Below are 20571 nucleotides of genomic sequence, written 5' to 3' on the forward strand. Positions count from 1 at the left end.
GGTGAAAATGCAGTCTGCTAGGTTGTGTAGATTTATCTCGTGATGGCATTCTGGCGTTACTTAAGTCGAGGATACCAAGGGGGGATGATGAGTCAGCGTGGTAGCTCGCAGGGCTTTCCGCTTTTGTGGGGAGCACTCATAGCGTTAGCAATAGTGATTTTTTTAGCCGTCCTTAAGTTTTCGCAGTTGTTTCAGCTGGACTTAGAAACGGGAAGCCGTGTGTTAGGGAACCTGTTCTTGGCCTGGGGTTTGACGTATCTCACTGGCCTGTCTACTAGGCTTGGTCTGCGCGCGTTATGGCCCATTGGCCTCGGATTGACATGGTTGGCATTTATGCCTGCATTCGGGATCTGGTTTGACGAGGACTGGTACGCTTGGGTCAGTTCTTGGTGGGGTAAAACTGGAGCTTTCATAGTAATTACGGGAATCGGTTTTTGGATTTAATCGCTTTAGTTTGGGGCGTGAGAGGGCTGATACCCTTGAAGGTCTGCTTTGATCGAACCTAAAGCGCGGTTGCTAACTCCATTCGGTTGTTAGAAGCAGCATCGGGCTCAATGAGGTCACTTGCCAACTGGCGCTTATCCAGCAGCATCTGCCATAACATCTGGTCGATGGTGTTTTCCACAAGCGGGATTTTCACCACGACCATGCGCAACTGACCGTTTCGATAGGCTCTGTCCTCTGCCTGGTCCTGCAATCCTGGTGTCCATGGCAGCCCCAAAAACATGACGTAGTTGGCGGCTGTGAGGTTGTTGCCGGTGCCAGCAGCAGACGTCGTAGCGGCAAATACACGGGTGTCAGGATCGCTTTGGAATTTGTCGATCGCTTTCTGCCGCTTGCCTACCGAGTCACTGCCGACAACCGTAACGCACCCGTACTCTGCTTGCTCGCACCGAGAGCGCAATGTTCCTACCGTGTCCTTGAACTCACAGAACAAGATAACTTTGTCCTCCGCGTCTAGTTCGCACAGCAGATCCATAACGACGCGAACCTTCACCTGCTCAAGTAATTGACGCAGTGATCCCAGCCTGGCGAGGCTAGGTCTATCTTCTAGGCGAATCTGATCATATTGCTTGCGTTCTTCAATGGTGAGTTCAACGGGTAACGTTTGGCGCTGTTTGCCTTTAAGTCCTGGTAAAACATCCTTGCGTCGACGCAGCATCCAATCGCCAATCGCATCGCGAAGATTCTTGCGAAAATCCTGACTGCCAGCGAATTGTTCGCAGAACTCTTTAAGGGGCAGCTTTCCGACAGGATGACCGGACAGGCGCAGCAGCGTATGAAGTTCTGATTCTCGATTGAGTACCGGGGTACCAGTCAGCAGGTATCGATTCGGCACCTTGGCGGCAATATCGAAGCCATGCCGTGTCCACGCAGCTGTAGGCTCTTTCAGGCGGTGAGCTTCATCAATGATCATTACCTCAAATTGGCCTGCATGCAGGACAAAATCGCCCAGGCGTTCGTAGTTGGTGATAATCCACTGAGAAGATGGATCATAGACCTGCTGACCGATTGTGGCGTTGGGATACACCATCTGGATCTCGCGTTGCCAGTTGATGATCAACGTCGACAAGGTGATCACCAAGATAGGTCTACCAGAGGCTCTGACAGCAGCTGCAATGATTGCCTGGCGTGTTTTGCCAAGCCCCATATCATCCGCGAGTAAGGCGCTGGTCCTCTGTAGCAGGTGCCGAATGCCCGCCGGTTGATGGTCCAGTAAAGAATATCCAGCCAAGGCCTGATTGATTTGCTCGGTGGTGAACTCGGTGCGCTCGATGGAGGGCACGGCCGCGAGATACACATCGGTTGAGGTGCTGTCATCAGCTGCTTGTGCTGAACGTTCTTGGGGAGGTCCTCCAAGACTGATGCGCGTGATTTCATCAGCAGGAACAATGGATCCATCAGTCAGCAGTTCCTGCACGGTGTCCAGGATCTCGAACTGATCCTCTGACACACCAAGTTCTAGAATCAGGTTACTTCGCACCAACTCCGCACCGGCATCGATGCGCCATGATTTGGAGTGCCCGAGGAACACGCCGTGCATACGCCGAGCAACTGCGACTAAGCCTGGGTGGTAGTCACCCGATAGTAGGATCCCCCCTTGAACCAGCGGAGCGATTCGAAAGGTCAGCCCCCAAGTGAATGCCTGCCGATCTGGGACTTTCTGTGCGGCTGTGATCTTATGTGAAAACGTCTCCCAGCTTTCGTTGAAGCGGTTCTCGCACAACTCGATTAAACGGTGAAAGAGCACATCCAGGTCATCCAGCAACTTGCCTTTAGGCAAGCGCCAATAGCGATGCTGGGGATGCTCGGCACGTCGGATGTAGAAACCATCACGTTCTAGAAACAGCCGATTGGCTCCGTCGACGTACTGCAACAAAATGCCGAAGTCATAGCCGTCAAAAATGACCTTTTCGACTAGGTCCTGCCGGCGATTCATGAGGCGCGGACGGCTCATGTTTTGCTCAGGCGCAGGTTGATCCATTTCGCGCACGCTTGAGCATGCATTTTTTTCCGGTTTCGATTTGTATAGCGAGACATGGATAGCGTCTGGTCTGGCCATTCCAGGTTGATGGCGAGTTCACCCGATTTGATCTTTGCCCAAAACCATTGATAGGCCCGGTCAACCCTGGATCCAGACTTAGGTGTACGATTTTTATGGCCTCTCAGTTGTATCGTCACCAGGTGTTTGGGAGTCAATTTTGCTAGCGTTTCGCCCCATGCGCTCTCATCCATTTGGATTTCGGCAGAGGCCAACGATTTCCCGTTTTCGCGAACCGACATAAGACGGCAGTTGCCCCGATAAGCGCTGTAGTCGTAACCATCAATGCAATGCCCCAGCGCTCGATGTTCCGCATAAAGATCGGCTGGGCATTTCAGCTCGACAATTTGCAGCCCATTCGGGCTTACGAGAAGTGGGTCGTTTGAATTAAGCAGCGTCCTCCAGGGTGTTAAAGAGTCTGTTTGGGTTTGGGGATCTGCGGCATCAAGAGCTTCACGTATGCCTATCATTGCGAGGTGAAAGCCATCCACCAAGCTGGCGATCTGGTGATAGGTGGCAGTACCAATGAAGCTTTTGAGTTTATGCAGTGCTTCACAGGCATCAGGTCCGTAGCTCTCATCTATGTTGTTGAAAAGCTCGTTCAGGTCTCGCAAGTCGTCGGCGATTTTGGACCAACTGGGATCCGACCAATCCGTTGGACACCCCGACAGCAGCCTGTTCCAGTCCTGCGTTTGATCCCGTAGTTGATACGGAATTTTATCCAACAAGGCGAAGAATGTGATCCAGTGCGCTTTTTTAAGGGGACGTCGATTGCCCAGTGAAGCTCCTAGCAGTAGTCGATGCCAGGGCCGTTCAGGTCCCTCACGATTGATACGGGTCAATGCACTGCCGGTATCGAATACTCGTTGTTGCCCTAAGTAGCGCACTGCAGTACGCGGCGTCTGTAGCAGCCACGCCAGCGTGTCGTTAAGCGGAAGGCCTGCATCTGCAATGCGACCGATCAGGCACTCTTGCGCGTTGATCAAAGAGCCATCTCCGCTCCAGTTTGGGCGGCATTCTTGAAGGTCGTCCCACGGGCAGGTCATGTATACCTGCTGCTGCCCATCCCACGGCCACGGCCATTGATCTACCAGTACCATAAGTGGAATCAGTACTGGTTGGGCTTTCAAGGCCTGGAGGCGGCGTTTTCGGTCGCCTTGAGCCAGCCAGTTATAGAGCTTGGGAGAGGGGCATTGCGCTGAACGGATGGCGAACAGTAGTTCCTGATCCAGGCACCGGCAAAACTGCTTCAGCGTGCTGCCAATCTGCTTCAGGTAAAACCGGTTTCGAGGATTGAAGTACCGATTGTTGCTCACCGTCGAATAGTAGCCGCTGCGATTAGAGCCTCCCAGATCTTCAATCGATAGGGCTTGCGCCCTTTCTCCAGCCGACTTGCAGAAAGAGGTGAGCAGGGCGTCTGCATACCAACGTTTTTCAAACCTGAGCAGTAACTGCTGGGCCACCAATGCGGTGGGTTTTTTCTTGTGGACGCGGTCCTTGCTGGTGATTTTGCAGGCCTTAACCTGATGACCATCGAAGTACTGGAGGTGATCGCCGATTCTGGCCAAAACTGGCTGTGTTTGATCACTTGTTGAAGGCAGGGTGACGCACCAGCACCGCGTGTGTGCGGTCGAACTCAGATAGGTTTCTATGAATGAGGTCAGTCGGGAGGGCGGTACGCTAAAATGCAAAGCCCAGGTCTGGGCGACTTCAATTTGCCGGTCTGAGAACTTCTCCAGCTTCGGCGCTAAGATGCGCAGTCCTAACACCGGTTGTCTTTTCTGTACGCTCACCCATGACCTCCTCTGCGATTTCGCAGAGGAATGTCAGGTATAGGGCGGGTGGGCTTCCAGGGGTAATGCGTAACGGCGTTCACGGTAATTTATATCGGGAATGGCAGAAGTCACACCCCTCTGGGTTTATTGAGATCTGGTTTGCCATTCAAGTTTGGAAAACTCACCCTGCATCCATTCGATTTGAAGCCTGTACATCCCCAAAAGTCATATCCACCGTCCCCTTTCTTCTGTCGCCTTGCGAGGGGTTGATTGCATTTGGGACAGTTGAACGCGCCACCTGCTGCGTCTGGGCGTGGAGCGGACGCCATGGGCACACTCGGCATTCCACGCTGCTGGGACAGTTCCTCTTCTAGTCGCCTATGCAGACGCGCAACTACAGCTCCATAGGTGTCTTGGCCCTGGGCGATTTTGTCCAAATCGCGCTCCAGCTCCCGCGTAAAATCGAGCTCCACGAAACTGAAGAAACCTTCCAGCTTGGCGATTGTTTCCTCGCCAAGTGGGGCCGGTACCAGTTTGCGGCTTTTTTCCTCGATCAGGCCTTTGCTGGTGATGTTCTTCAAGATCGAGGCGAACGTACTGGGACGGCCAATACCGCGGCGCTCCATTTCCTTGATCAAACTGGCCTTCGTGTAGCGCGAAGGGGGCTGGGTTTTCTTCTGCAGCAGTTCTCCGTTGTGCACAGCGAGGATCTGTTTAGGTGACAGTGCAGGCACTGGGTTGCTGGCTGTTGCATCTTCCTCATCGTCAGTGTCATCACCTTTCAGCAGTTTTCGCCACCCGGGATGGAAGAGGGTTTCACCTGTTGCATTGAATCGCAGCGTCTTACCATTTGGGCCAACCGCGAGCAGTTTTACGGTACGCACATCGAACACTGCTGCTTCAAGCTGGCTTGCAAGAGCCCGGACCCATATCAACTTGTACAGGGCGAGCTCCTCGTCGTTTTCACCAGCCTTGGCATCAGCCCAATGCGTCGGTGTAATTGCGGGGTGGCCTTCCTGAGCACCTTCGGCGGACTTGAATGTACGTCGCACGTCGACGGCCTCCACCCCGATAGATCTGGCCACGGTTCTAATATCCTCCATGGCTTCGTCTGGAACGTTGGGGTTGTCCGTCCGGTGGTAGGTGATGACGCCTTGCTCGTACAACCGCTGGGCGACCTGCATGGTCTTATCCGGGTCCCATTTCAAGGCGTTGCTCGCCGCTTGCTGAAGCGTGGAAGAGATGAAAGGCGCAGGAGGGTTACGTTCAGCCTTGCGGTCGTCACAGGATTCGACAACGACATTGCGTGTGCCGGCAACGAGCTGCGCCAGATTCCCGTCCTGGACGTAGGGAAAATCCTTGGTCGCGAAGTCAGGCACGGGTTGCCAGTCTGCGTACCAGTCTCCCATTGGTCCCTGGAAGTTGAGCCGCACACCAAAGTAATTGATGACGTGGAAGGTGCGAATCTCGCGCTCGCGCAACACCACCAGGTAGACAGCCGGTGATTGAACTCGTCCCGCAGAAGTGGGTTTGCCCATGAGGCGGCGAAGCTCCTGTGTCACCAGGTAACCCACCAGACGGTCAAGTACGCGCCGGCACTCTTGCGAGGCGACCCTGTTCAGGTCAATTTTGCGCGGGTTGGCCAGGGCTTCTTCAACACGCTTCAGAGTGATTTCGTTGAAGGTGATGCGTTGGTAGTCCTTGACGCCCAGCACCTGTTGGATATGCCAGCTGATGCTTTCACCTTCACGATCCGGGTCTGTTGCAAGGTAGATTTCGCTGGCTTGTTTCGCTGCCGCCTTGATGTTCCGCACGGCCTTGGTGCTTTTATCCAGGATCTCATACACCGGCGTGTAATTTTTGCGTACGCCGGTGGTGATCATGTTGTCGTCCTGCCCTCGGGCCGGTAGGTCACGGATGTGCCCACCACTGGCAACCACCTGCCAGTCTTCGCCTGGGCGCAGCTTCTTCATCATTGGCTGGAGCTTTTTCAGCTTACCTGGTGCCTCGATGATTAATAGCTTCATGGGGTGCCCTCTCAATTTTCCAGAGTGGGACTCTCGCGTCAGGGGGGTAGGGCTTCAATGGGAAATGCTCAATGAGCAAGAAAGGGCTTTCAGGTGCTAGAGGTCGAGCGATAGCTGCTGTTCCTGGGCAAAGCCCTTTAGCCACGACGCGCGCATGGCGGGGTGATGGTAAGGGCAGTCATACACCCGTAGCCCTTTTCGGGCGGCCTCCGCACCGGCTATTTGCACAGCAGCGTGGGGGTTATTGAATTGCCGCCTATCTGTTGGCTTCAATACTGGGTGGGTTGACGCCATCGGAGGCGGTCCTCGAAGAGCTGATCAAACAGTCGGTAACTACATAGGTTGATTTTATTCGAAAAACTTTACAGATTGAAAATCAGTGCTTAAGTTTGCCGATATATGGGTTATTTAAATCAAAAAACTCACGGATTGCGCGATTTTTTCAGATTGGATAGTTGGTTATTCCGGCAAGTTTGGGGCAGGTTCGTCCAACCAAGCCGCGCTCCAAATCCACTCAACAAAGGCCTCTGTTGTTTGCCCGCTCTGAACACGCAAGCGCTCAAGACTACCGTAGAGCTCTTCAGTGATCTCTCCATCATCTTCGAAGTCAACGCGGTATTCAGCATCAAGGCGGAATGGGTCGAGGAGTGTGTCGCGGAATCGACGTGCTTGCCAGGTATCAAGATCAGTCTCCCTACGTCCACCCATCTGGTGCTCGCCGGTCCGCCAACCAAGTGGTGCCCACGAGGCACGGTTCGAATCTAGAGTAAGTCCGTAGTAGTCGGGGGCATTCACCTCGCTTTCATCGAAGTACGCCCAGAAAACACGGCCTAAAACCGGATGCTCTGCAGCAATGACAACGTACCCGGTTGGATCTCTAAAGTTTTCGCACATCGGTAACTCCGACTTCGAAGCGAGTTTTCAAACTGGGTGAGGGTAACGATGAGCCGTATCCCCCACCACCGGCAGCCTCACGAATGGGGCCGAAAATTAAGCCCCTGGTTTTCAGAAGTTCAGAGGATCAGATTCCGGATATTCATCAGGGCCTGGTGCCGGCTGCGGCCGCGATTTTGGTCCGTTGGACTGTTGCGAGTTCTGGCTCTGTGAAGGCGCAAGATTCACCATGGTCACGCGGTGTGGCAGCATGCCAATTCGGCTGGCCTGAATTTTCAGGGCTTCGAATTCGCCCTGGTCGTTCTCCCAGCGGTCCATAACGGCGCGGCCGGAAACGATCACGCGCATGCCTTTCTGAAACAGCTGCGAATAGTGTTCCGCGTCCTTGTGCCACCATTCGACGTTTGCCCAGAATCCGCCACGATCTTCATAACCGCCTTTACCGTCCGGAATCGAATTGTCGAAGTAGACGTTGATCCGCATGAGTCGACGTGGATCCTTGTTACCGTTGGGGAATTCTTTGAACTCCGGTGTCGAGCCGATGTTGCCTTCCCAGCCTTGTACTGGCGTACCCATGAGTGTTCTCCGAGGTTATTGGTGTTGCATTGGTTTGGTGAGCTGCTGCAAGCGAGCCATGTACACGGCCTCCGCATGGCCCATTTTTTCTGCACATTCGGCGGCCTGTTTGGCGATGGAGTGGACCAAGCTCATCTGCATGTTTAACGTGATCCGCTGAAGCTCCATCGCATACAGGTCCTGCAGCATGGATTCCGGTGTTCTGGGGGAGCCCATCATGTCCGCCCAAACCCCAACGCCCATTCGGCGATCTGTCACCTGTTGCCATCTCAGAAATTGCGTCCCGGCTTGAGTGTTTTGCTCGGTAAGCCGAACAGGCACCAAGGTGAACGGATACCGTCGGGCCTGTTCCAGTACGCCCTGGGCAAGGGCTTTCAAACCCGACTCCTGAACTCGGCATAACGCGGCAAATTGGGTCAGCTCCCCCTTACCTTTAAAAGGCTTTAAAAGGCCTTTTAGTGAGGCAGCCTGTTGCAGTTGCTGAAAGGCATCCTGTTGCAGTGGCCGAAAGGCAGTCTGTTGCAGAGCTCCATCGTCGGATTTTTGCTGGCCCATGTGCTTCAACCCTCTTCGGCCCCATCGAAGTGATCTTCCACCTCGGTTTGTTGCTGGCCGCGAATGATGGGTGGAGCGAAGTTCGAACGGCGGGTGCCTTCCAGGATGTCCTGTGGCAGTTCTCCATAACGCTCGTACATTTTGCGGGCTGCATCAGCTTTGGCATTGTTGGCGGCGAAGTCATCGCGTGCAGCACCGGAGTATTTATAGTTCTGGGCCAATCCAAAAAGTCTCCTGAGTACCGCTGCGCCTTCATCTATCCAGGTTTCCATATCGTGGCGCCCGACGAGTCCGACGTGCTGGGCCAGCAAGATGCGCCTAACTATTTCGTCGTAGTTGGTCAGCAGGAATACGGCCTGAAAGCCTAGAGGGTTGGAGATATAAAGCGGGAGACTGACTGGCTGAATTGAAAGGTTTTCACTGATGCTAATGGCCGGTGGCAGGGAAGCCATGGCCATATCCAAGCGCTCTTCGATGTTCTTCAGTGCTTGCTTGGACTCATTGATTTTTTCTTCTATAAGAATCATCCACCAATCAGAGTACGGATCGTCCTGCTGGGCTCCGCGTGACATGCGATTGACGACACTACAAAAACCCGACAAGCCAATGATGCCGACTTTTAGATCGTTTTTTGGACGTCCCATCCAGATGCGTGCGGCGTGGTGAGTGTGAAGAGTGAGCTTCACATCGCTACGCAGTGAACCGATGTTGAGCCGGAAATTATCAGCCATGGTGCAGTTTTTCCTTGAGGAGAGGAGTGACGTGCCCATGCTGCGATTTGGCTATAGGAGGCGCAGCAACAAATCCATTACCCGATGGAAGGGGATTTGTTGATGTCTCTTTATATATGGAGAGATCAGGCCGCCCGCTTGGTTGAGTGCAGTTATCGATGCCGGGTCCTGACATAGTGATGCGGGCCGCATAGCTCTGATATGCGTAGTTCGATTGTCCACTGCTGATATTGGAGCTCTGATGATCTATGCGGGCCGCATAGCTCTGATATGCATAGTTCGATTGGCCACTGCCGATATCGGAACTCTGTCGAGCTATGCGGGCCGCATAGCTCTGATATGCATAGTTCGATTGGCCACTGCCGATATTGAAGCTCTGACGATCTATGCGGGCCGCATAGCTCTGATATGCATAGTTTGATTGGCCACTGCCGATATCGGAACTCTGTCGAGCTATGCGGGCCGCATAGCTCGGCTTGCTGTCCATGCTGATACCTGGATCTGCCAAGTAGAATGGGGCCGAGCTTACTATCGGGGTTGTTATCATGGATGCGTACCGCGATTGGGTCTGAGCAGATGCAACATTCCGCTGAGTGTGTTTCTAGCGGTTTGTACCGACTCAGGACTGCGGGTTTCTGCAACCGTTTTAGCCGGTTGAGTGGCATTAGATGGAGGATTTGCAGCTCCCTGGCGTGAGGGGCTGGATCTTGCTTTGTCATCAGGATCCCAGTGGCTGTTGAAGTCTCCACGGACAGCCATGCCGACAAGTGTCATCAAATAGCCCAGCGGGTTTCGTATCCCTCCTGAGTCACAGCGGTGCACCCATTGTTTGATGAGCGCTGGCTTCAGCTCTTCTGGGACTTTTTGCAGCGCCACCACCGCGCTCTGTTTTTGATCAGCCGGTAGCCGATGCAGTGCATCGAGCAAATCGGCGGCCATGTCGGTCGAAGTCAGCGGTACATGTACAGAGCTTTTACAAACATCTTTGTGTGTATCTGTATACGTACTATATGAGTTCGGATGCCGAACTAAGTCCGAACCCATTGATTTTTGGCTGAGTTCGGCATCCGAACTCGGCTCAAAAGCGATTCGCTCGCCGCTGTGTGCACTGAGTTCGGCATCCGAACTCAGTGGCAACTGTGGTGTATTTTGCTGAGTTCGGACTCCGAACTCAGTCGCTTTTAGAGGTATTGGCGTGCGCGCCGTTGTCCAGGACTGGCTGTTCAAACGAGACTCGATGACGTCCAATCGGCTTGGTAAGCGCTGACCAACGTCTGGATCGGCAGCGAATTCTTTCCAGGCAATCTGCGCGACTTCACGGATCACCTTGGTCTGATGCTCCATGGACTGTGCAAGTAGCTGTAAATAATCCTTATCGAATTCTATGGCTTCGGCTGGTGTGACCGGTTCGTCATGAAGCAAGTAGACGTTACCTTGAACTTGTCCACTCAGGTCATTGCGCACACGGCGGCCCAGGCTAAGCCAGCGTGTAAGCCGTAGAGTGACCAAAGCTTTTGATACGGTTTCTCGCGAGGCTGGCCTGCCGGGTTGCATGCCCAGATATGGCCGTAGTTGGTCATAGGTGGGGAACGCCGTAAGGCCGTCGTCATTGATCAGTAGCCGGAACACCTGCCAGGTGTTTCTTTCAAGCGGGGTCAGTCGGTCATCCAGAAGCAATCTGCGAGGCACCGTCTCGTGTGGGTTCCCGCTGAATATGATTCCGGAGTAGGGGGCTGAACCTTCGATCCCCGGAGGCGCCGACTCTTTTTTCTGAAGCAAGTGAGCTTCAAGGTGGCCCGAGGCCGAGTCTAAAAGCGTCGACAATGGGAGCCGAGACAACCTCATAGTACGGGATCACCTTCCGCCGGTGTCGCTGCAGGCTGAGCCAGTCGTTGAGAAGACACCAGCTGTAGCTTTCTCGGGAGGCCCGTGCTTGCAGGGGGATAAAGCCCCTCCTTTATCCAGGACTGAATGCGATGCCAGATGATTGCTAGACTGAGGTTCTCGGAGCTTTCATCTGCATGGGTGTCCTGGGGGGTGTTGAGCTCTTCGGCGACCAGCATGGCGATATCCAGCAAGGCGAGGCTGTCTTCAAGCTCAACCTGATGTTCCTGCATCAGGTGCGTCCATCTGTACCAAAGGTGAGCGTCCATCTCCTCACTGAATTCTCGCCACCGGCCGCGACGCGCTGTTACACCGATCATTAAGCGTTGAAGGGCTACGTCCTGGGGTGAAAGCCCGAAGAACTGTTGCAGCATCTGAGTGGTCGCGCCTAGTCGAAGCGCACGTTCGATCGTGCGCACTTCTTCGTCGGACCGCTGCGCCCCTATCAGCAGTTTTTTCACCATCTCTCCATCGATGGTGACGTTGCACCAAGAGACTGGAGTGTTGAGCAATAAGCTCAGGACTGACGGTTGTTGGAGCTGGGCCAGGATTTCAGGCTCCAAACCCATCTCGATGCAACGCCGAAGTTGGCCGTTGCGCATGTGATGAAGCACCTGAGACAGGATGGCTTCGTTGATTGGTATCTTGGACATGACGACTCCCCTCGTAGTGGTCCTGTTTTAGCTAGCTGGGTTCGCACTATCGCCGGCAGTTAACTTGACCTCTAAATCAATCAAACGCCTTGCGAGTCGAATTATTCGGAAGAGCTTCACCAGTGCGCCGTCGCTGAGGCGGCCTTCAGTCTCTGGGGGGTTGTCTTTCGTATAAGGCTGGCCAAGTAAGAGATGCCCAAGCCCAGCTGCGAATTCGAAGTCGGTCAAAGCGTCGACCTGCAGATCGGGCTGCTCCTGAATCATTTTCAGAACGATGGCCACCGAACCGCTTAAAGACTGAAGAAGCGTCAACGTATGCTGGGCTGTAGCAGTGATTTCCACTTCTCCTTCCGCATCGGGGTGTCGATATCTGAAACCCACGCCACTTTCGATATCGATAAATTGACCTGGTGCTTTTACCGAGCTGGCAATTTCACGAGCCAATTGCGCGATGTGCTGACGCAGGGTCATGGCATTGTCGATTTCACGCTCGATGTACCAAAGGTCAGATATGGGGTTGAGACCACCAGCTTGAACAGGGATGGCCACTAAGGCGTTGGATGCAAAGTCGGGTAATACTTCACCATCAAGCGCAGCGAGCTCCCGTTTCATCTTGTCGACTTTGGGGGAGCTTTTCACTGGACTTGCAATGTGCCCATCAATGCGCTTTTGGCGCTCTTGCGGGCTCATTTGCTCTTGAGGGGGAGGGGCCAGCTTATGTTGGCCAACTGGATGGGGAGGGCTCGCCGTGGTCAAAGTTGGCTTAGGCGTGCCCTCAGAAACATGAGTTGATGGTAATTGTGACGGGTTCTGATTTGACTCAGTGCTATTGTTTTGGGGACTCGACTGAGGCAACCCCTCAAGTTGCGAGACAGGATGCTGAGGCATCTCAAGTACTGGTGTTGATCGGCGTAACTGGTCCTGGTTCTGAGTGATTTCCAGCAGTATTTTCTCGTAACCGAGATTTAACGGCTTTTTGAGCTGATCAATCAGCTCGTCCTGGAAGCGCTGGAACAGAAACTCCTCGGCGTCTCCCTCAAACTGGGAAAGGACATCTTGAAAAATCGTATCAAACTCTAGGTGCTGCCCTTGTTCTTGATAATTGCGCTCCCAGCACTGAAGTGCTGTCTTGCGCAGTGCAAGAAGCTTAGAAATTCGATCAACGCCGAGGCCGGAATATAGCACTGCCGGAATTGCTGGCAATAAGTACCGAAGAGTGTCCTGCATCCGACTGATGTGAGGTTGAGAAACAGGGTAGCCATCAGCTTTCAAACGTCGAGAAAGCTCACTTTGAGAAATAGCCTCACCAGACTCCTCCTCATACAAAGCTCTGGCCTTGTCGACGCCAATAGCCCGCTCAATGAACAGGAGTTGACCCTGCAGATCGTTTTCGGCCAGGTGCCCGGTGAGCGAGATGATCTCCCCACGAACGGTGTCCCATGGACGGAACAGGCAGTGGAACTTGAAGAACTTCTCGTCCCCGGTCTCACGGTACAGCTCGTTTAGAATGGCCAGGCGCGTGTTGCCACCGTTCCGAATCCGGTACTTCTCCTCACCAGGTTTGCGAGTGACGGGAGGGGGCGTGTCGAGACCTCGATTGCGTATGGACTCTTTAATTTCATCGTACTTCGGGTTTCGAGTTGTCCGTGGGTTCTCGTCATACGGCAATGTTTCATCGAGCGTCAACAGCATAGGGGTATCGACGATTGGATCGCTCATGCGCGCTGCTACTGGCGAATTTGATTGAAAGGCCGGCAGTTGCAGTTTCTCTTTCATAGTCTGAGCCAAAGACTGTTTCATACTCTGGCTCCAGGCAGCTCACAGGCTGGTACTGCTGCCAAAAGTTGATCAATGATTTTTAGTGCACGATCAAGCGCCGCCTCAAGCTCGACTGTAGTCTCCAAGCGATGGACAATTTCTGAGTTCATTGAACGGGTGTTTTCACGCGCTCGCAGCGCGATCCGTTCACGCATCCCATCGGGAAGTCGGACGACGAATTTTTCTTCCAGCTGACGTTTTGGTTGGTTGCTCATGGTGGGCTCCGATGCCTTGGGTTTAAGGTTTGTGTTCAGCGACGTTTCAGCTGATCAGTGAGTTGGGTGGGCAACCCCTTGATGATTAACGTGCTGGATGCCTCGTCGTACTCAATCTTGTCCCCTAGCAGGTGCGCTTCAAAACTGATGGACAAGCCTTCGGCACGGCCGGTGAACCGACGAAACTGGTTGAGAGTGCGTTTATCCATAGGGATTTCCGGCGACAGGCCGTAGTCCTTGTTGCGGATATGGTCGTAGAACGCCTTGGGCCGATCCTCATCGATTAACCCCGACAATTCTTCAAGGCCCATGGGTTCGCCGAGTTTGGCCTGGCTGCTGGCGTAATCGACCAGGGTCTTGGTTTTTTCGCGGGCGGATTCGTCCGGCAAGTCTTCGCTTTCAACGAAGTCGCTGAAGGCCTTGAGCAGGGTACGCGTCTCGCCCGGGCCGTCGACGCCTTCCTGGCAGCCGATGAAGTCGCGGAAGTATTCCGAGACCTTCTTGCCGTTCTTGCCTTTGATAAACGAGATGTACTGCTTGGACTGCTTGTTGTTCTGCCACTCGGACACGTTGATACGCGCTGCCAGGTGTAACTGGCCCAGGTCGAGATGGCGGGACGGGGTGACGTCCAGCTCGTCGGTCACCGCCACGCCTTCACTGTGGTGCAGCAGGGCGATGGCGAGGTAGTCGGTCATGCCTTGCTGGTAGTGGGCAAACAGCACGTGGCCGCCGGTGGATAGGTTGGACTCTTCCATCATCCTCTGCAGGTGCTCGACGGCGGTGCGGCTGAACGTGGTGAAATCCAGGGCACTATTGAAATATTCCTTCAACCAGCCGCTGAACGGGTGCGCTCCGGACTCGGCATGGAAGAAACCCCAGGCCTTGCCTTGTTTGGCGTTGTAGCTCTCGTTGAGGTCGGCAAGCATGTTCTCGATGGCCTCTGACTTAGCAAGCTCGGAGTCACGGGCGTGGAGAACTGCAGGTGTGCCGTCGGGGTTTTTGTCGATCAGATGAACAATACAATGACGGATAGGCATTAGATTGCCTCCTGAGTGTGTTGGGTTTGAGCTCGATCGGCACGGCGAATGCGAGCTTTGGCGTTGAGGGCCGCGCGGTAATCGCTTGCGGTCGACGATGTGTAGATTGATCCAAGGCCGGGCTTGGTAAACTGGATGTGGCCACCTTGAGTCCGCGACACAGTCCAACCATTGGCCCTGGCAAATTCCACCAGGTGGCGAAGGTTCTCGTGCTTTCCGCGTATGAGGTTGGTCGTCATAGCTCTGCGTCCTTGTCTGCTAAAACGTTCCCTGCCTGAATCGCGATGATTTCGGCCTGGTCACCCGGGAATTTGCTGCCGAGCTCATGCAGAAAATTACGAGTTGCCTCGCGCGAGCCAGGCACGCGGAACACGACGGTGCAGTGCTGCACTGGCGCGGGGTGTTGCAGGTGAGCCATGACCGACACTTTCAGTGAGCAGCTTTGGAGGTGCCGGGGGACCCAAACCGACCAGAAGTAACTTGATAGCAAGGCGCCTGCGCACAGCAGTTCAACGGAGATGGTTGCGCTGAGGGTGTCGGCCAGCTCGACGTAGCCGAGCTTCTGAAATTCCAGCAGGTCCTCGCGCATGCTCACTGGGACCACGGTGCTGTGGTCACGAGTAAGACGGCCGACTGCTTGAGCTAGAGCATCAAGTTCTACTGGGTTGACGCCCGTTTTGTGGGCGTGAACCACGGCAGAGGCTTCGAAGACTTCACCGGCTTGAATGCTTGGAAAAAGCGCAGCGTTACTGTGCATCTGACACCTCCTGAAGCTCCTCGATGTCGTAGCTGTTGCAACTGGGACAAATCAGAATGTCCACTTCGCCATTCAGAGCGGTTGGAGCAGGCACGCAGTGCTGGACCTGCTGGAATGGATGATGTGAATCGCAGTTGCGGCACCAATGGGTGACGACAACCGGAGCGAGGGGGCTCATAGGTGTGCTCCTTGCCAGCTACTGTTTGCACTGAGGTTTGCAAAGCGAGTTTGGTGCGCTATGAACGCCGTGCGAACGGTGCCTGTAGGACCGTTGCGAGCCTTGCCGATGATGATCTCGGCTATGCCTTTGTGTTCGGTCTGTGAGTGGTACACCTCGTCCCGGTAGACGAATATGATCAGGTCTGCGTCCTGTTCGATGGCGCCGCTATCACGCAGGTCTGCGTTGATCGGACGTTTGTTTGGGCGGCGCTCCAGCTCCCGGTTGAGCTGGGAGAGCGCTACCACCGGGCAATTCATCTCCTTCGCCAGGGCCTTGAGGCTTTGGGATATAGCGCTGATTTCGTTGGCCCTGTTTTCCTGACCTGGGCAGCGCATGAGCTGCAGGTAATCGATCAGGATCAAGCTCGGGTGTCCGAAGCGACGGGCTGCGCGACGAGATTTGGCCCTGATAACGGCAGGTGTGAGCGCTGATGAGTCGTCGATGACCAGCCGCTCGCCGTATGCATTGATACGCGAAACGGCCGCAGTCAGCTTCGGCCAGTCTTCGTCATCGAGCTTGCCCTTCAATAGCTTCCCAAGATCGATATGGCCAAGAATTGCCATCAACCGATAGAGCAGTGCTTTGGCCGGCATTTCCATGCTGAAGACTTGAACCGTACGATCAAGCTTTGCCTGCAGAGCCGTATCGATGAAGTTCAAGGCTAGGGACGTTTTACCCATCGATGGACGTGCACCGAGAATGATCAGGTCGGCTTCTTGAAAACCCGACGTAAACTCGTCCAAATCGTCCAGGCCTGAAGGCACGCCGGTCACGGTGATATTGCCGTTGAAATGTTCGTCAATTTGCTCGACGACAGTAGTCAGGCACTTGTTGATGTCGACGAATTCAGATGCGCTCTTGCCTTCGCCAAGCGCGAACAGCTGTTGTTCAATGGCCTCTTGAACATCTTCCGCGTTGGCCAGCGGATCCGTGGCATCGCGAGAGCATTGGTAGCCAAGAGACATGAGTTGTCTGAGCCGGGAGCGATTACGCACAATGGACGCGTAATGCTCAATGTTGGCTACAGACGGCGTATTCTTGGCCAGCTCGCCCAGGTAGCTCAGCCCTCCGGCTTCGTCTGGATCCTCCAGCGCGTTGAAGACGATGACGATATCGAATGGAGCGGACTTGTCAGCAAGGCCGGCTATTGTCCGAAACAGCAACCGGTGGTCATGCCGAAAAAAGTCAGATGCATCCAGTTTGTCCGCAATGAGATCCCAGGTGTTGTTGTCGAGCAGTAGCCCACCTAAAACACCTTGTTCAGCCTCAACGGAGTAGGGCGGTGATAGGTCCAGGTGGTTCATTTCACCGGCTCCTGGCCAATCTGCAGAAAGCCGCTGCCGTTGCGTGCGCCCAAGGCTTTGACCATCTCGACTTCAACCTTTGCTGAATTGATCATTACCTGAGCAACTTCGGCAACGGCTTTAGCCCTCTCTATTTCCATCGGTTTCTCTGGGTCGAGAAGGCTTTCAATCGCAACGAACAGGTGATTGCGTAGATCTTCAATCTTGTTTTTCATGTTCAGCCTCCCGAATGGTGCGCTTGAGTTTGCCGACGGCGCGGATTGCAGATTTCAGTTCTTCCGGATAACGATGGATGGTGTTCCGGCGCATGCGCTCTGCTCGCGTGATCAGTTCCAAATTGCTGATGGAAATGTTGGATTTGTTTTCATCCTTGAAGCACACGCAATGACTTGTGGGGACTGGGCCGAAGTGTTCTTCCCAGAGCAGGACATGCACGGCTTTCCAATCGACAGGGGGATAACCGGTATCGGTGATTTTTCTCTGGAGATAACCGTCGGGTGTAAGGCGAGTGCTACCGATGGGGAGCCAGTTTCCGGGCTTGCTGCCTTTCTTGAATTGCGTTTCAACGGCGCGCCCGCAGGCGGGACGTCCTTTGAGTCCTTTGTTCCACGGTGTTGAGCCTTTGCAAAAGCGATATTGCGCACCCAGCGTTCCGTCCAGTCGACCGGACTGCGTGCTGAGAAGAAAAGCTTCGGTCTTCTTCAAACCCAGCCGGGAGGCTTTGGCGTATACCTGGTAAACCGATATTTTCAGTTCTGAGGCGAGCAGTTCAGTTCTCTCGTTGGGATAGCGATCAATTAGCGCGCGCTCTTCTTCCTCACTCCAAACGTGGTGCTTATGAGGCTGAGCAAGCCCCAATTGGGAGCGAGCTTGTTCCAAGGCGGCCATCGCCAACGGGGATAGTCTCAACTTGCTCATTGGCCACCCCCATGACCTAGGGCCTCATTTGCTTGCTGACCAACACCACGATGCAGCTTGGCGTGCTTCCCCTGGTCCCATCCTGCTTGCAAAGAGCGAGTGTCGTGACCTTTGGCTTCGATGGGTTTGATAATGAGTTCGGTGAGGTTTGGGTGATGCCATTCCAGGTAGGCTTGGATCTCCAGCACCGTGGTGTCGTCTGTCCCGCCTGCAAACTGATTTACTTTAGAGGCGACGGCATTCAGCCATCCCTCGGTAAAGACTTGGCCACGGTGACGTTTTGTTTTCAGTTGGCAACGCTTCTGCTGAGCAACATGAGCTCGACGGGCTGCGACAAGTTGGTGATGCAGCGTTGAATAGGCGTGAGCGGCCAGCTCGGGCGAAATACCCTTCCCCAAGAATTTGAATGACCAGCCTGCCAGCGGATGAAAGTAGGCCAGGTGGGTGCAATCGAAGGCTTGTGCGCAGATTGTGGCCAGGTTGTGCAGCCAATCCTGCGGCGCCCGCCGGGTCTTGGTGCTTACACTGGCTTCTTCGATTGTTTGAGCAGCAACTTCGGTGTGTTTCAAGTTGTACTGGTTCATCAAATGGCGCGCTTGGCGAAGTGCAATTTCCACTTCGTTTGGGGCAGCACCTTGCGATTTGGCCAGCGCCATGAGCTTTGAGATCTTGCTGAGAACTTTTTGCTTGTCCATCATTCACCCCCATCCGCTTGGGTACGGGGGGAGAGCGCCTCTGACCATAGGCGCAATGTTTCCTCTTCATCTGCAGAGAGGTGGACGCGGGCGACACAGTCTGCGACCTTCTGCTTCAACGCATCGAGACGATCCCGCACATTTGAGCCATCGTCATAAGCAATCTCCTGCTCTACAGCTTGCACCACCTCATTCCGCAGAGAGAGAACAGTGCTTATCCAGAAAGCACTTGGGCTGGTCCAGCCAATGAGTTTTCGCGTCCGCGCTGTGGATAGGTAATCACGGAGCCTGAGATTGAATTCTCTAGGGGAATACCCATTCTTGAAGACGTCCGCGCGGTTGAGCGTCAGGGCCGTTTTAAGAATATCTAAGAGAGGCTCCAAAGCCGCAGGTTGTGGGGCCATAGGTTCTAGATATGTTTCAGCTACCAGGCGCTTGGCTTCGGCATCTCGAGATTGCTGACGGCGTTTGGCTTTGTTTTCGTCGCGGCCGCGCTTTTCCTTCGCGTGCTTTATGTTGGCATTGACCGAATCAATGAGCTTCGCGGCGTCCTGCAAAAGCTGACGCTGTTCAATGCTTAACTGAGCGCCTATTCGACCGGGTAAATGGATACCGCCTGTCAGGGAGTGGATTTCCCGCGCGGCCCCACTTAGCTTGGCTTGCAAAGTGCGCAATTGCTGAGCGCTGTAGTACTTGCCAACCTCTAGGATGAGATCAGCGGTAATGCCGCGGGCATCGGTAATAGAGGGCTTTGCCATATCAGCGTCCCTCCTTGACCAGCTTTGCCACGCGCTCCTCTGTCATGGCTTCGAAGCGGTCGCGCCATTCTGGAAAGAGCTCAATGGCCAATTGGCGGATGACGAAAAGGGCTGCAGGGGATATGCGGTTGGAAGGCTGCCGGTATTCCAGGCGGTGTACTGGGACGCCCAGGGATGCAGCGCTACGAAACACCACTGCGGTGGGTATGACGCTGTCCAGAACGTTGATTTCGTCATTGTCCTGAAATATTTCCCGTACCGACTGCTCGATCATCTGCGCGTCGGTGGTTTGGTCCAGATTGTTGACGACGATCCGCACGGGAGGGATTTTCATTCCCAGACGACCATAGGCGCGCAGGCCGTCTAACATCTGCATGGTTCCCCGGCTGAATTCCCGTGCAGCGAGCATGTTGGGCGGAAGTGGGGATATGACCAAATCAGAGGCTAGGACCACCATTTCAAGCATGGCCGATCTGGCGCCTTGGGTGTCAATCAGTACCAGGTCGTAATGATCTTTGAACGCCGGCATCAGGTTGGCGAGTCGCAACCGTCCGTCAGGTGCTTGCAGGAGCAGGCTGTTCAGTTGATTGTTGATGTCGTTGGAAATGACAAGCGACAGGTTTGGGATCGCGGTGCTGGATATGATCTTGGCGGATTCGGTGATATTGAACGCGAGCAGATCGTAGATGCCACCTTGGGCTTCTTCGACCAATTGGTAATACGAAGAAAGGGAGGGCTGAGCAGGGTCCAGGTCGATAAGGAGTGTGCGAAGGCCCGCGTCCGCGCAGAAAGCGCCCAGGTTGGCCTCGATAGTGGTTTTGCCTACGCCGCCTTTGGTCGAAACGACCGCAGAGATTTTCATGGTTTGGAGCCTCTAATGTGGGTTCATTAGAGGCTGCGAGGCCACGGAAACAGCTATGTGTAGCGAACACGATCCTGAGCTTTGAAGCACTAAAACCAATTGTCTTTTAACCAATTGGTCGTAGGTTCGAATCCCACACGACCCACCATTTTTGAGACCAGTTAACGCTGGAATCGAATCTTAAGATCAGAGGCCAAAAGCGCTGATCGAAGAAGGCGACTGAAAGGTCGCCTTTTTTTTACCGGGGTATAGCGCAGTCCGGTAGCGCGCCTGCTTTGGGAGCAGGATGTCAGGAGTTCGAATCCCCTTACCCCGACCATATTAAAAATCCTCGTATCGAAAGATACGGG

Annotated in this window: 22 protein-coding genes and 1 tRNA gene; 1 reads left to right on the plus strand and 22 read right to left on the minus strand. The window is 54.2% G+C overall.

Features of this window, described 5'->3' with window-relative positions; all coding sequences use genetic code 11:
- Positions 1-502: 502 nt before the first annotated feature.
- From B9N88_RS10480 to B9N88_RS10590, 22 genes are all read right to left on the minus strand, one after another.
- Positions 503-2458: a DEAD/DEAH box helicase gene (locus tag B9N88_RS10480; protein ID WP_027606778.1), complete on the minus strand. Its 1956-nt coding sequence runs from the start codon at positions 2456-2458 to the stop codon at positions 503-505.
- Positions 2455-4335, minus strand: coding sequence for a hypothetical protein (locus B9N88_RS10485; protein ID WP_043293667.1), 1881 nt, complete (start codon positions 4333-4335; stop codon positions 2455-2457). Before B9N88_RS10485 ends, B9N88_RS10480 begins: the two co-directional genes overlap by 4 nt.
- A 110-nt stretch (positions 4336-4445) precedes the next feature.
- Entirely contained in the window at positions 4446-6344 is a 1899-nt protein-coding gene (gene topA, locus B9N88_RS10490) for a type I DNA topoisomerase (RefSeq protein ID WP_027606776.1), read from the minus strand.
- Positions 6345-6440: 96 nt separating this feature from the next.
- On the minus strand, positions 6441-6638 hold the full coding sequence (locus B9N88_RS10495) for a CrpP family ICE-associated protein (RefSeq protein ID WP_081744453.1): 198 nt from the start codon (positions 6636-6638) through the stop codon (positions 6441-6443).
- Between the two features lie 165 nt (positions 6639-6803).
- The gene (locus tag B9N88_RS10500; RefSeq protein WP_027606775.1) at positions 6804-7238 is read right to left on the minus strand and encodes a hypothetical protein; all 435 of its coding nucleotides are present in this window, start codon (positions 7236-7238) and stop codon (positions 6804-6806) included.
- Between the two features lie 111 nt (positions 7239-7349).
- On the minus strand, positions 7350-7814 hold the full coding sequence (locus B9N88_RS10505) for a single-stranded DNA-binding protein (protein WP_027606774.1): 465 nt from the start codon (positions 7812-7814) through the stop codon (positions 7350-7352).
- Between the two features lie 15 nt (positions 7815-7829).
- Positions 7830-8369 carry a DUF3158 family protein gene (locus B9N88_RS10510; protein WP_027606773.1) on the minus strand — a complete coding sequence of 180 codons (540 nt, stop codon included), beginning with the start codon at positions 8367-8369 and terminating at the stop codon, positions 7830-7832.
- 5 nt (positions 8370-8374) lie between these two features.
- Positions 8375-9100 carry a PFL_4669 family integrating conjugative element protein gene (locus B9N88_RS10515; RefSeq protein WP_027606772.1) on the minus strand — a complete coding sequence of 242 codons (726 nt, stop codon included), beginning with the start codon at positions 9098-9100 and terminating at the stop codon, positions 8375-8377.
- Complete coding sequence (locus tag B9N88_RS32340; RefSeq protein WP_143491250.1) at positions 9093-9587, minus strand: hypothetical protein; 495 nt, start codon at positions 9585-9587, stop codon at positions 9093-9095. The genes B9N88_RS10515 and B9N88_RS32340 overlap by 8 nt, the downstream gene beginning before the upstream one ends.
- Before the next feature lie 56 nt (positions 9588-9643).
- A complete protein-coding gene (locus B9N88_RS10525; RefSeq protein ID WP_081744452.1) occupies positions 9644-10945 on the minus strand; it encodes an STY4528 family pathogenicity island replication protein in 1302 nt (433 codons plus the stop codon).
- The gene (locus B9N88_RS10530) at positions 10942-11637 is read right to left on the minus strand and encodes a DUF2857 domain-containing protein (protein ID WP_027606771.1); all 696 of its coding nucleotides are present in this window, start codon (positions 11635-11637) and stop codon (positions 10942-10944) included. Before B9N88_RS10530 ends, B9N88_RS10525 begins: the two co-directional genes overlap by 4 nt.
- A gap of 27 nt (positions 11638-11664) precedes the next feature.
- A complete protein-coding gene (locus B9N88_RS10535; protein WP_027606770.1) occupies positions 11665-13437 on the minus strand; it encodes a ParB family protein in 1773 nt (590 codons plus the stop codon).
- Positions 13434-13670, minus strand: a complete 237-nt coding sequence (locus B9N88_RS10540; protein WP_081744451.1) for an Arc family DNA-binding protein — start codon at positions 13668-13670, stop codon at positions 13434-13436. The genes B9N88_RS10535 and B9N88_RS10540 overlap by 4 nt, the downstream gene beginning before the upstream one ends.
- 35 nt (positions 13671-13705) lie before the next feature.
- Complete coding sequence (gene yejK / locus B9N88_RS10545) at positions 13706-14707, minus strand: nucleoid-associated protein YejK (protein WP_027606769.1); 1002 nt, start codon at positions 14705-14707, stop codon at positions 13706-13708.
- The gene (locus B9N88_RS10550) at positions 14707-14946 is read right to left on the minus strand and encodes a type II toxin-antitoxin system HicA family toxin (protein WP_027606768.1); all 240 of its coding nucleotides are present in this window, start codon (positions 14944-14946) and stop codon (positions 14707-14709) included. Before B9N88_RS10550 ends, yejK begins: the two co-directional genes overlap by 1 nt.
- Positions 14943-15464 (minus strand): hypothetical protein, encoded by a 522-nt coding sequence (locus B9N88_RS10555; RefSeq protein WP_027606767.1) that lies wholly within the window; start codon positions 15462-15464, stop codon positions 14943-14945. Before B9N88_RS10555 ends, B9N88_RS10550 begins: the two co-directional genes overlap by 4 nt.
- A gap of 174 nt (positions 15465-15638) precedes the next feature.
- Entirely contained in the window at positions 15639-16988 is a 1350-nt protein-coding gene (dnaB, locus tag B9N88_RS10565) for a replicative DNA helicase (RefSeq protein ID WP_027606765.1), read from the minus strand.
- A complete protein-coding gene (locus B9N88_RS10570) occupies positions 16985-17203 on the minus strand; it encodes a hypothetical protein (protein WP_027606764.1) in 219 nt (72 codons plus the stop codon). Before B9N88_RS10570 ends, dnaB begins: the two co-directional genes overlap by 4 nt.
- Positions 17187-17906, minus strand: coding sequence for an HNH endonuclease signature motif containing protein (locus B9N88_RS10575; protein WP_081744450.1), 720 nt, complete (start codon positions 17904-17906; stop codon positions 17187-17189). The genes B9N88_RS10570 and B9N88_RS10575 overlap by 17 nt, the downstream gene beginning before the upstream one ends.
- Entirely contained in the window at positions 17903-18604 is a 702-nt protein-coding gene (locus B9N88_RS10580; protein WP_043293665.1) for a DUF2786 domain-containing protein, read from the minus strand. Before B9N88_RS10580 ends, B9N88_RS10575 begins: the two co-directional genes overlap by 4 nt.
- The gene (locus B9N88_RS10585; protein WP_027606761.1) at positions 18601-19359 is read right to left on the minus strand and encodes a hypothetical protein; all 759 of its coding nucleotides are present in this window, start codon (positions 19357-19359) and stop codon (positions 18601-18603) included. Before B9N88_RS10585 ends, B9N88_RS10580 begins: the two co-directional genes overlap by 4 nt.
- Position 19360: 1 nt before the next feature.
- Positions 19361-20221: a ParA family protein gene (locus tag B9N88_RS10590; protein ID WP_027606760.1), complete on the minus strand. Its 861-nt coding sequence runs from the start codon at positions 20219-20221 to the stop codon at positions 19361-19363.
- 242 nt (positions 20222-20463) lie between these two features.
- Here B9N88_RS10590 and B9N88_RS10595 point away from each other — a divergent pair.
- A tRNA-Pro gene (locus B9N88_RS10595) sits at positions 20464-20540 on the plus strand.
- The last annotated feature ends 31 nt before the right edge of the window (positions 20541-20571 follow it).

The sequence above is a fragment of the Pseudomonas sp. LAMO17WK12:I1 genome, assembly GCF_900177315.1.
Lineage (GTDB): Bacteria > Pseudomonadota > Gammaproteobacteria > Pseudomonadales > Pseudomonadaceae > Aquipseudomonas > Aquipseudomonas marginalis.

Coding starts and splice junctions, on each gene's coding strand:
- B9N88_RS10480 (WP_027606778.1), bottom strand. CDS start 2,458: ATGAGCCGTCCGCGCCTCATGAATCGCCGGCAGGACCTAGTCGAAAAG.
- topA (WP_027606776.1), bottom strand. CDS start 6,344: ATGAAGCTATTAATCATCGAGGCACCAGGTAAGCTGAAAAAGCTCCAG.
- B9N88_RS10495 (WP_081744453.1), bottom strand. CDS start 6,638: ATGGCGTCAACCCACCCAGTATTGAAGCCAACAGATAGGCGGCAATTC.
- B9N88_RS10500 (WP_027606775.1), bottom strand. CDS start 7,238: ATGTGCGAAAACTTTAGAGATCCAACCGGGTACGTTGTCATTGCTGCA.
- B9N88_RS10505 (WP_027606774.1), bottom strand. CDS start 7,814: ATGGGTACGCCAGTACAAGGCTGGGAAGGCAACATCGGCTCGACACCG.
- B9N88_RS10510 (WP_027606773.1), bottom strand. CDS start 8,369: ATGGGCCAGCAAAAATCCGACGATGGAGCTCTGCAACAGACTGCCTTT.
- B9N88_RS10515 (WP_027606772.1), bottom strand. CDS start 9,100: ATGGCTGATAATTTCCGGCTCAACATCGGTTCACTGCGTAGCGATGTG.
- B9N88_RS32340 (WP_143491250.1), bottom strand. CDS start 9,587: ATGGACAGCAAGCCGAGCTATGCGGCCCGCATAGCTCGACAGAGTTCC.
- B9N88_RS10525 (WP_081744452.1), bottom strand. CDS start 10,945: ATGAGGTTGTCTCGGCTCCCATTGTCGACGCTTTTAGACTCGGCCTCG.
- B9N88_RS10530 (WP_027606771.1), bottom strand. CDS start 11,637: ATGTCCAAGATACCAATCAACGAAGCCATCCTGTCTCAGGTGCTTCAT.
- B9N88_RS10535 (WP_027606770.1), bottom strand. CDS start 13,437: ATGAAACAGTCTTTGGCTCAGACTATGAAAGAGAAACTGCAACTGCCG.
- B9N88_RS10540 (WP_081744451.1), bottom strand. CDS start 13,670: ATGAGCAACCAACCAAAACGTCAGCTGGAAGAAAAATTCGTCGTCCGA.
- yejK (WP_027606769.1), bottom strand. CDS start 14,707: ATGCCTATCCGTCATTGTATTGTTCATCTGATCGACAAAAACCCCGAC.
- B9N88_RS10550 (WP_027606768.1), bottom strand. CDS start 14,946: ATGACGACCAACCTCATACGCGGAAAGCACGAGAACCTTCGCCACCTG.
- B9N88_RS10555 (WP_027606767.1), bottom strand. CDS start 15,464: ATGCACAGTAACGCTGCGCTTTTTCCAAGCATTCAAGCCGGTGAAGTC.
- dnaB (WP_027606765.1), bottom strand. CDS start 16,988: ATGAACCACCTGGACCTATCACCGCCCTACTCCGTTGAGGCTGAACAA.
- B9N88_RS10570 (WP_027606764.1), bottom strand. CDS start 17,203: ATGAAAAACAAGATTGAAGATCTACGCAATCACCTGTTCGTTGCGATT.
- B9N88_RS10575 (WP_081744450.1), bottom strand. CDS start 17,906: ATGAGCAAGTTGAGACTATCCCCGTTGGCGATGGCCGCCTTGGAACAA.
- B9N88_RS10580 (WP_043293665.1), bottom strand. CDS start 18,604: ATGATGGACAAGCAAAAAGTTCTCAGCAAGATCTCAAAGCTCATGGCG.
- B9N88_RS10585 (WP_027606761.1), bottom strand. CDS start 19,359: ATGGCAAAGCCCTCTATTACCGATGCCCGCGGCATTACCGCTGATCTC.
- B9N88_RS10590 (WP_027606760.1), bottom strand. CDS start 20,221: ATGAAAATCTCTGCGGTCGTTTCGACCAAAGGCGGCGTAGGCAAAACC.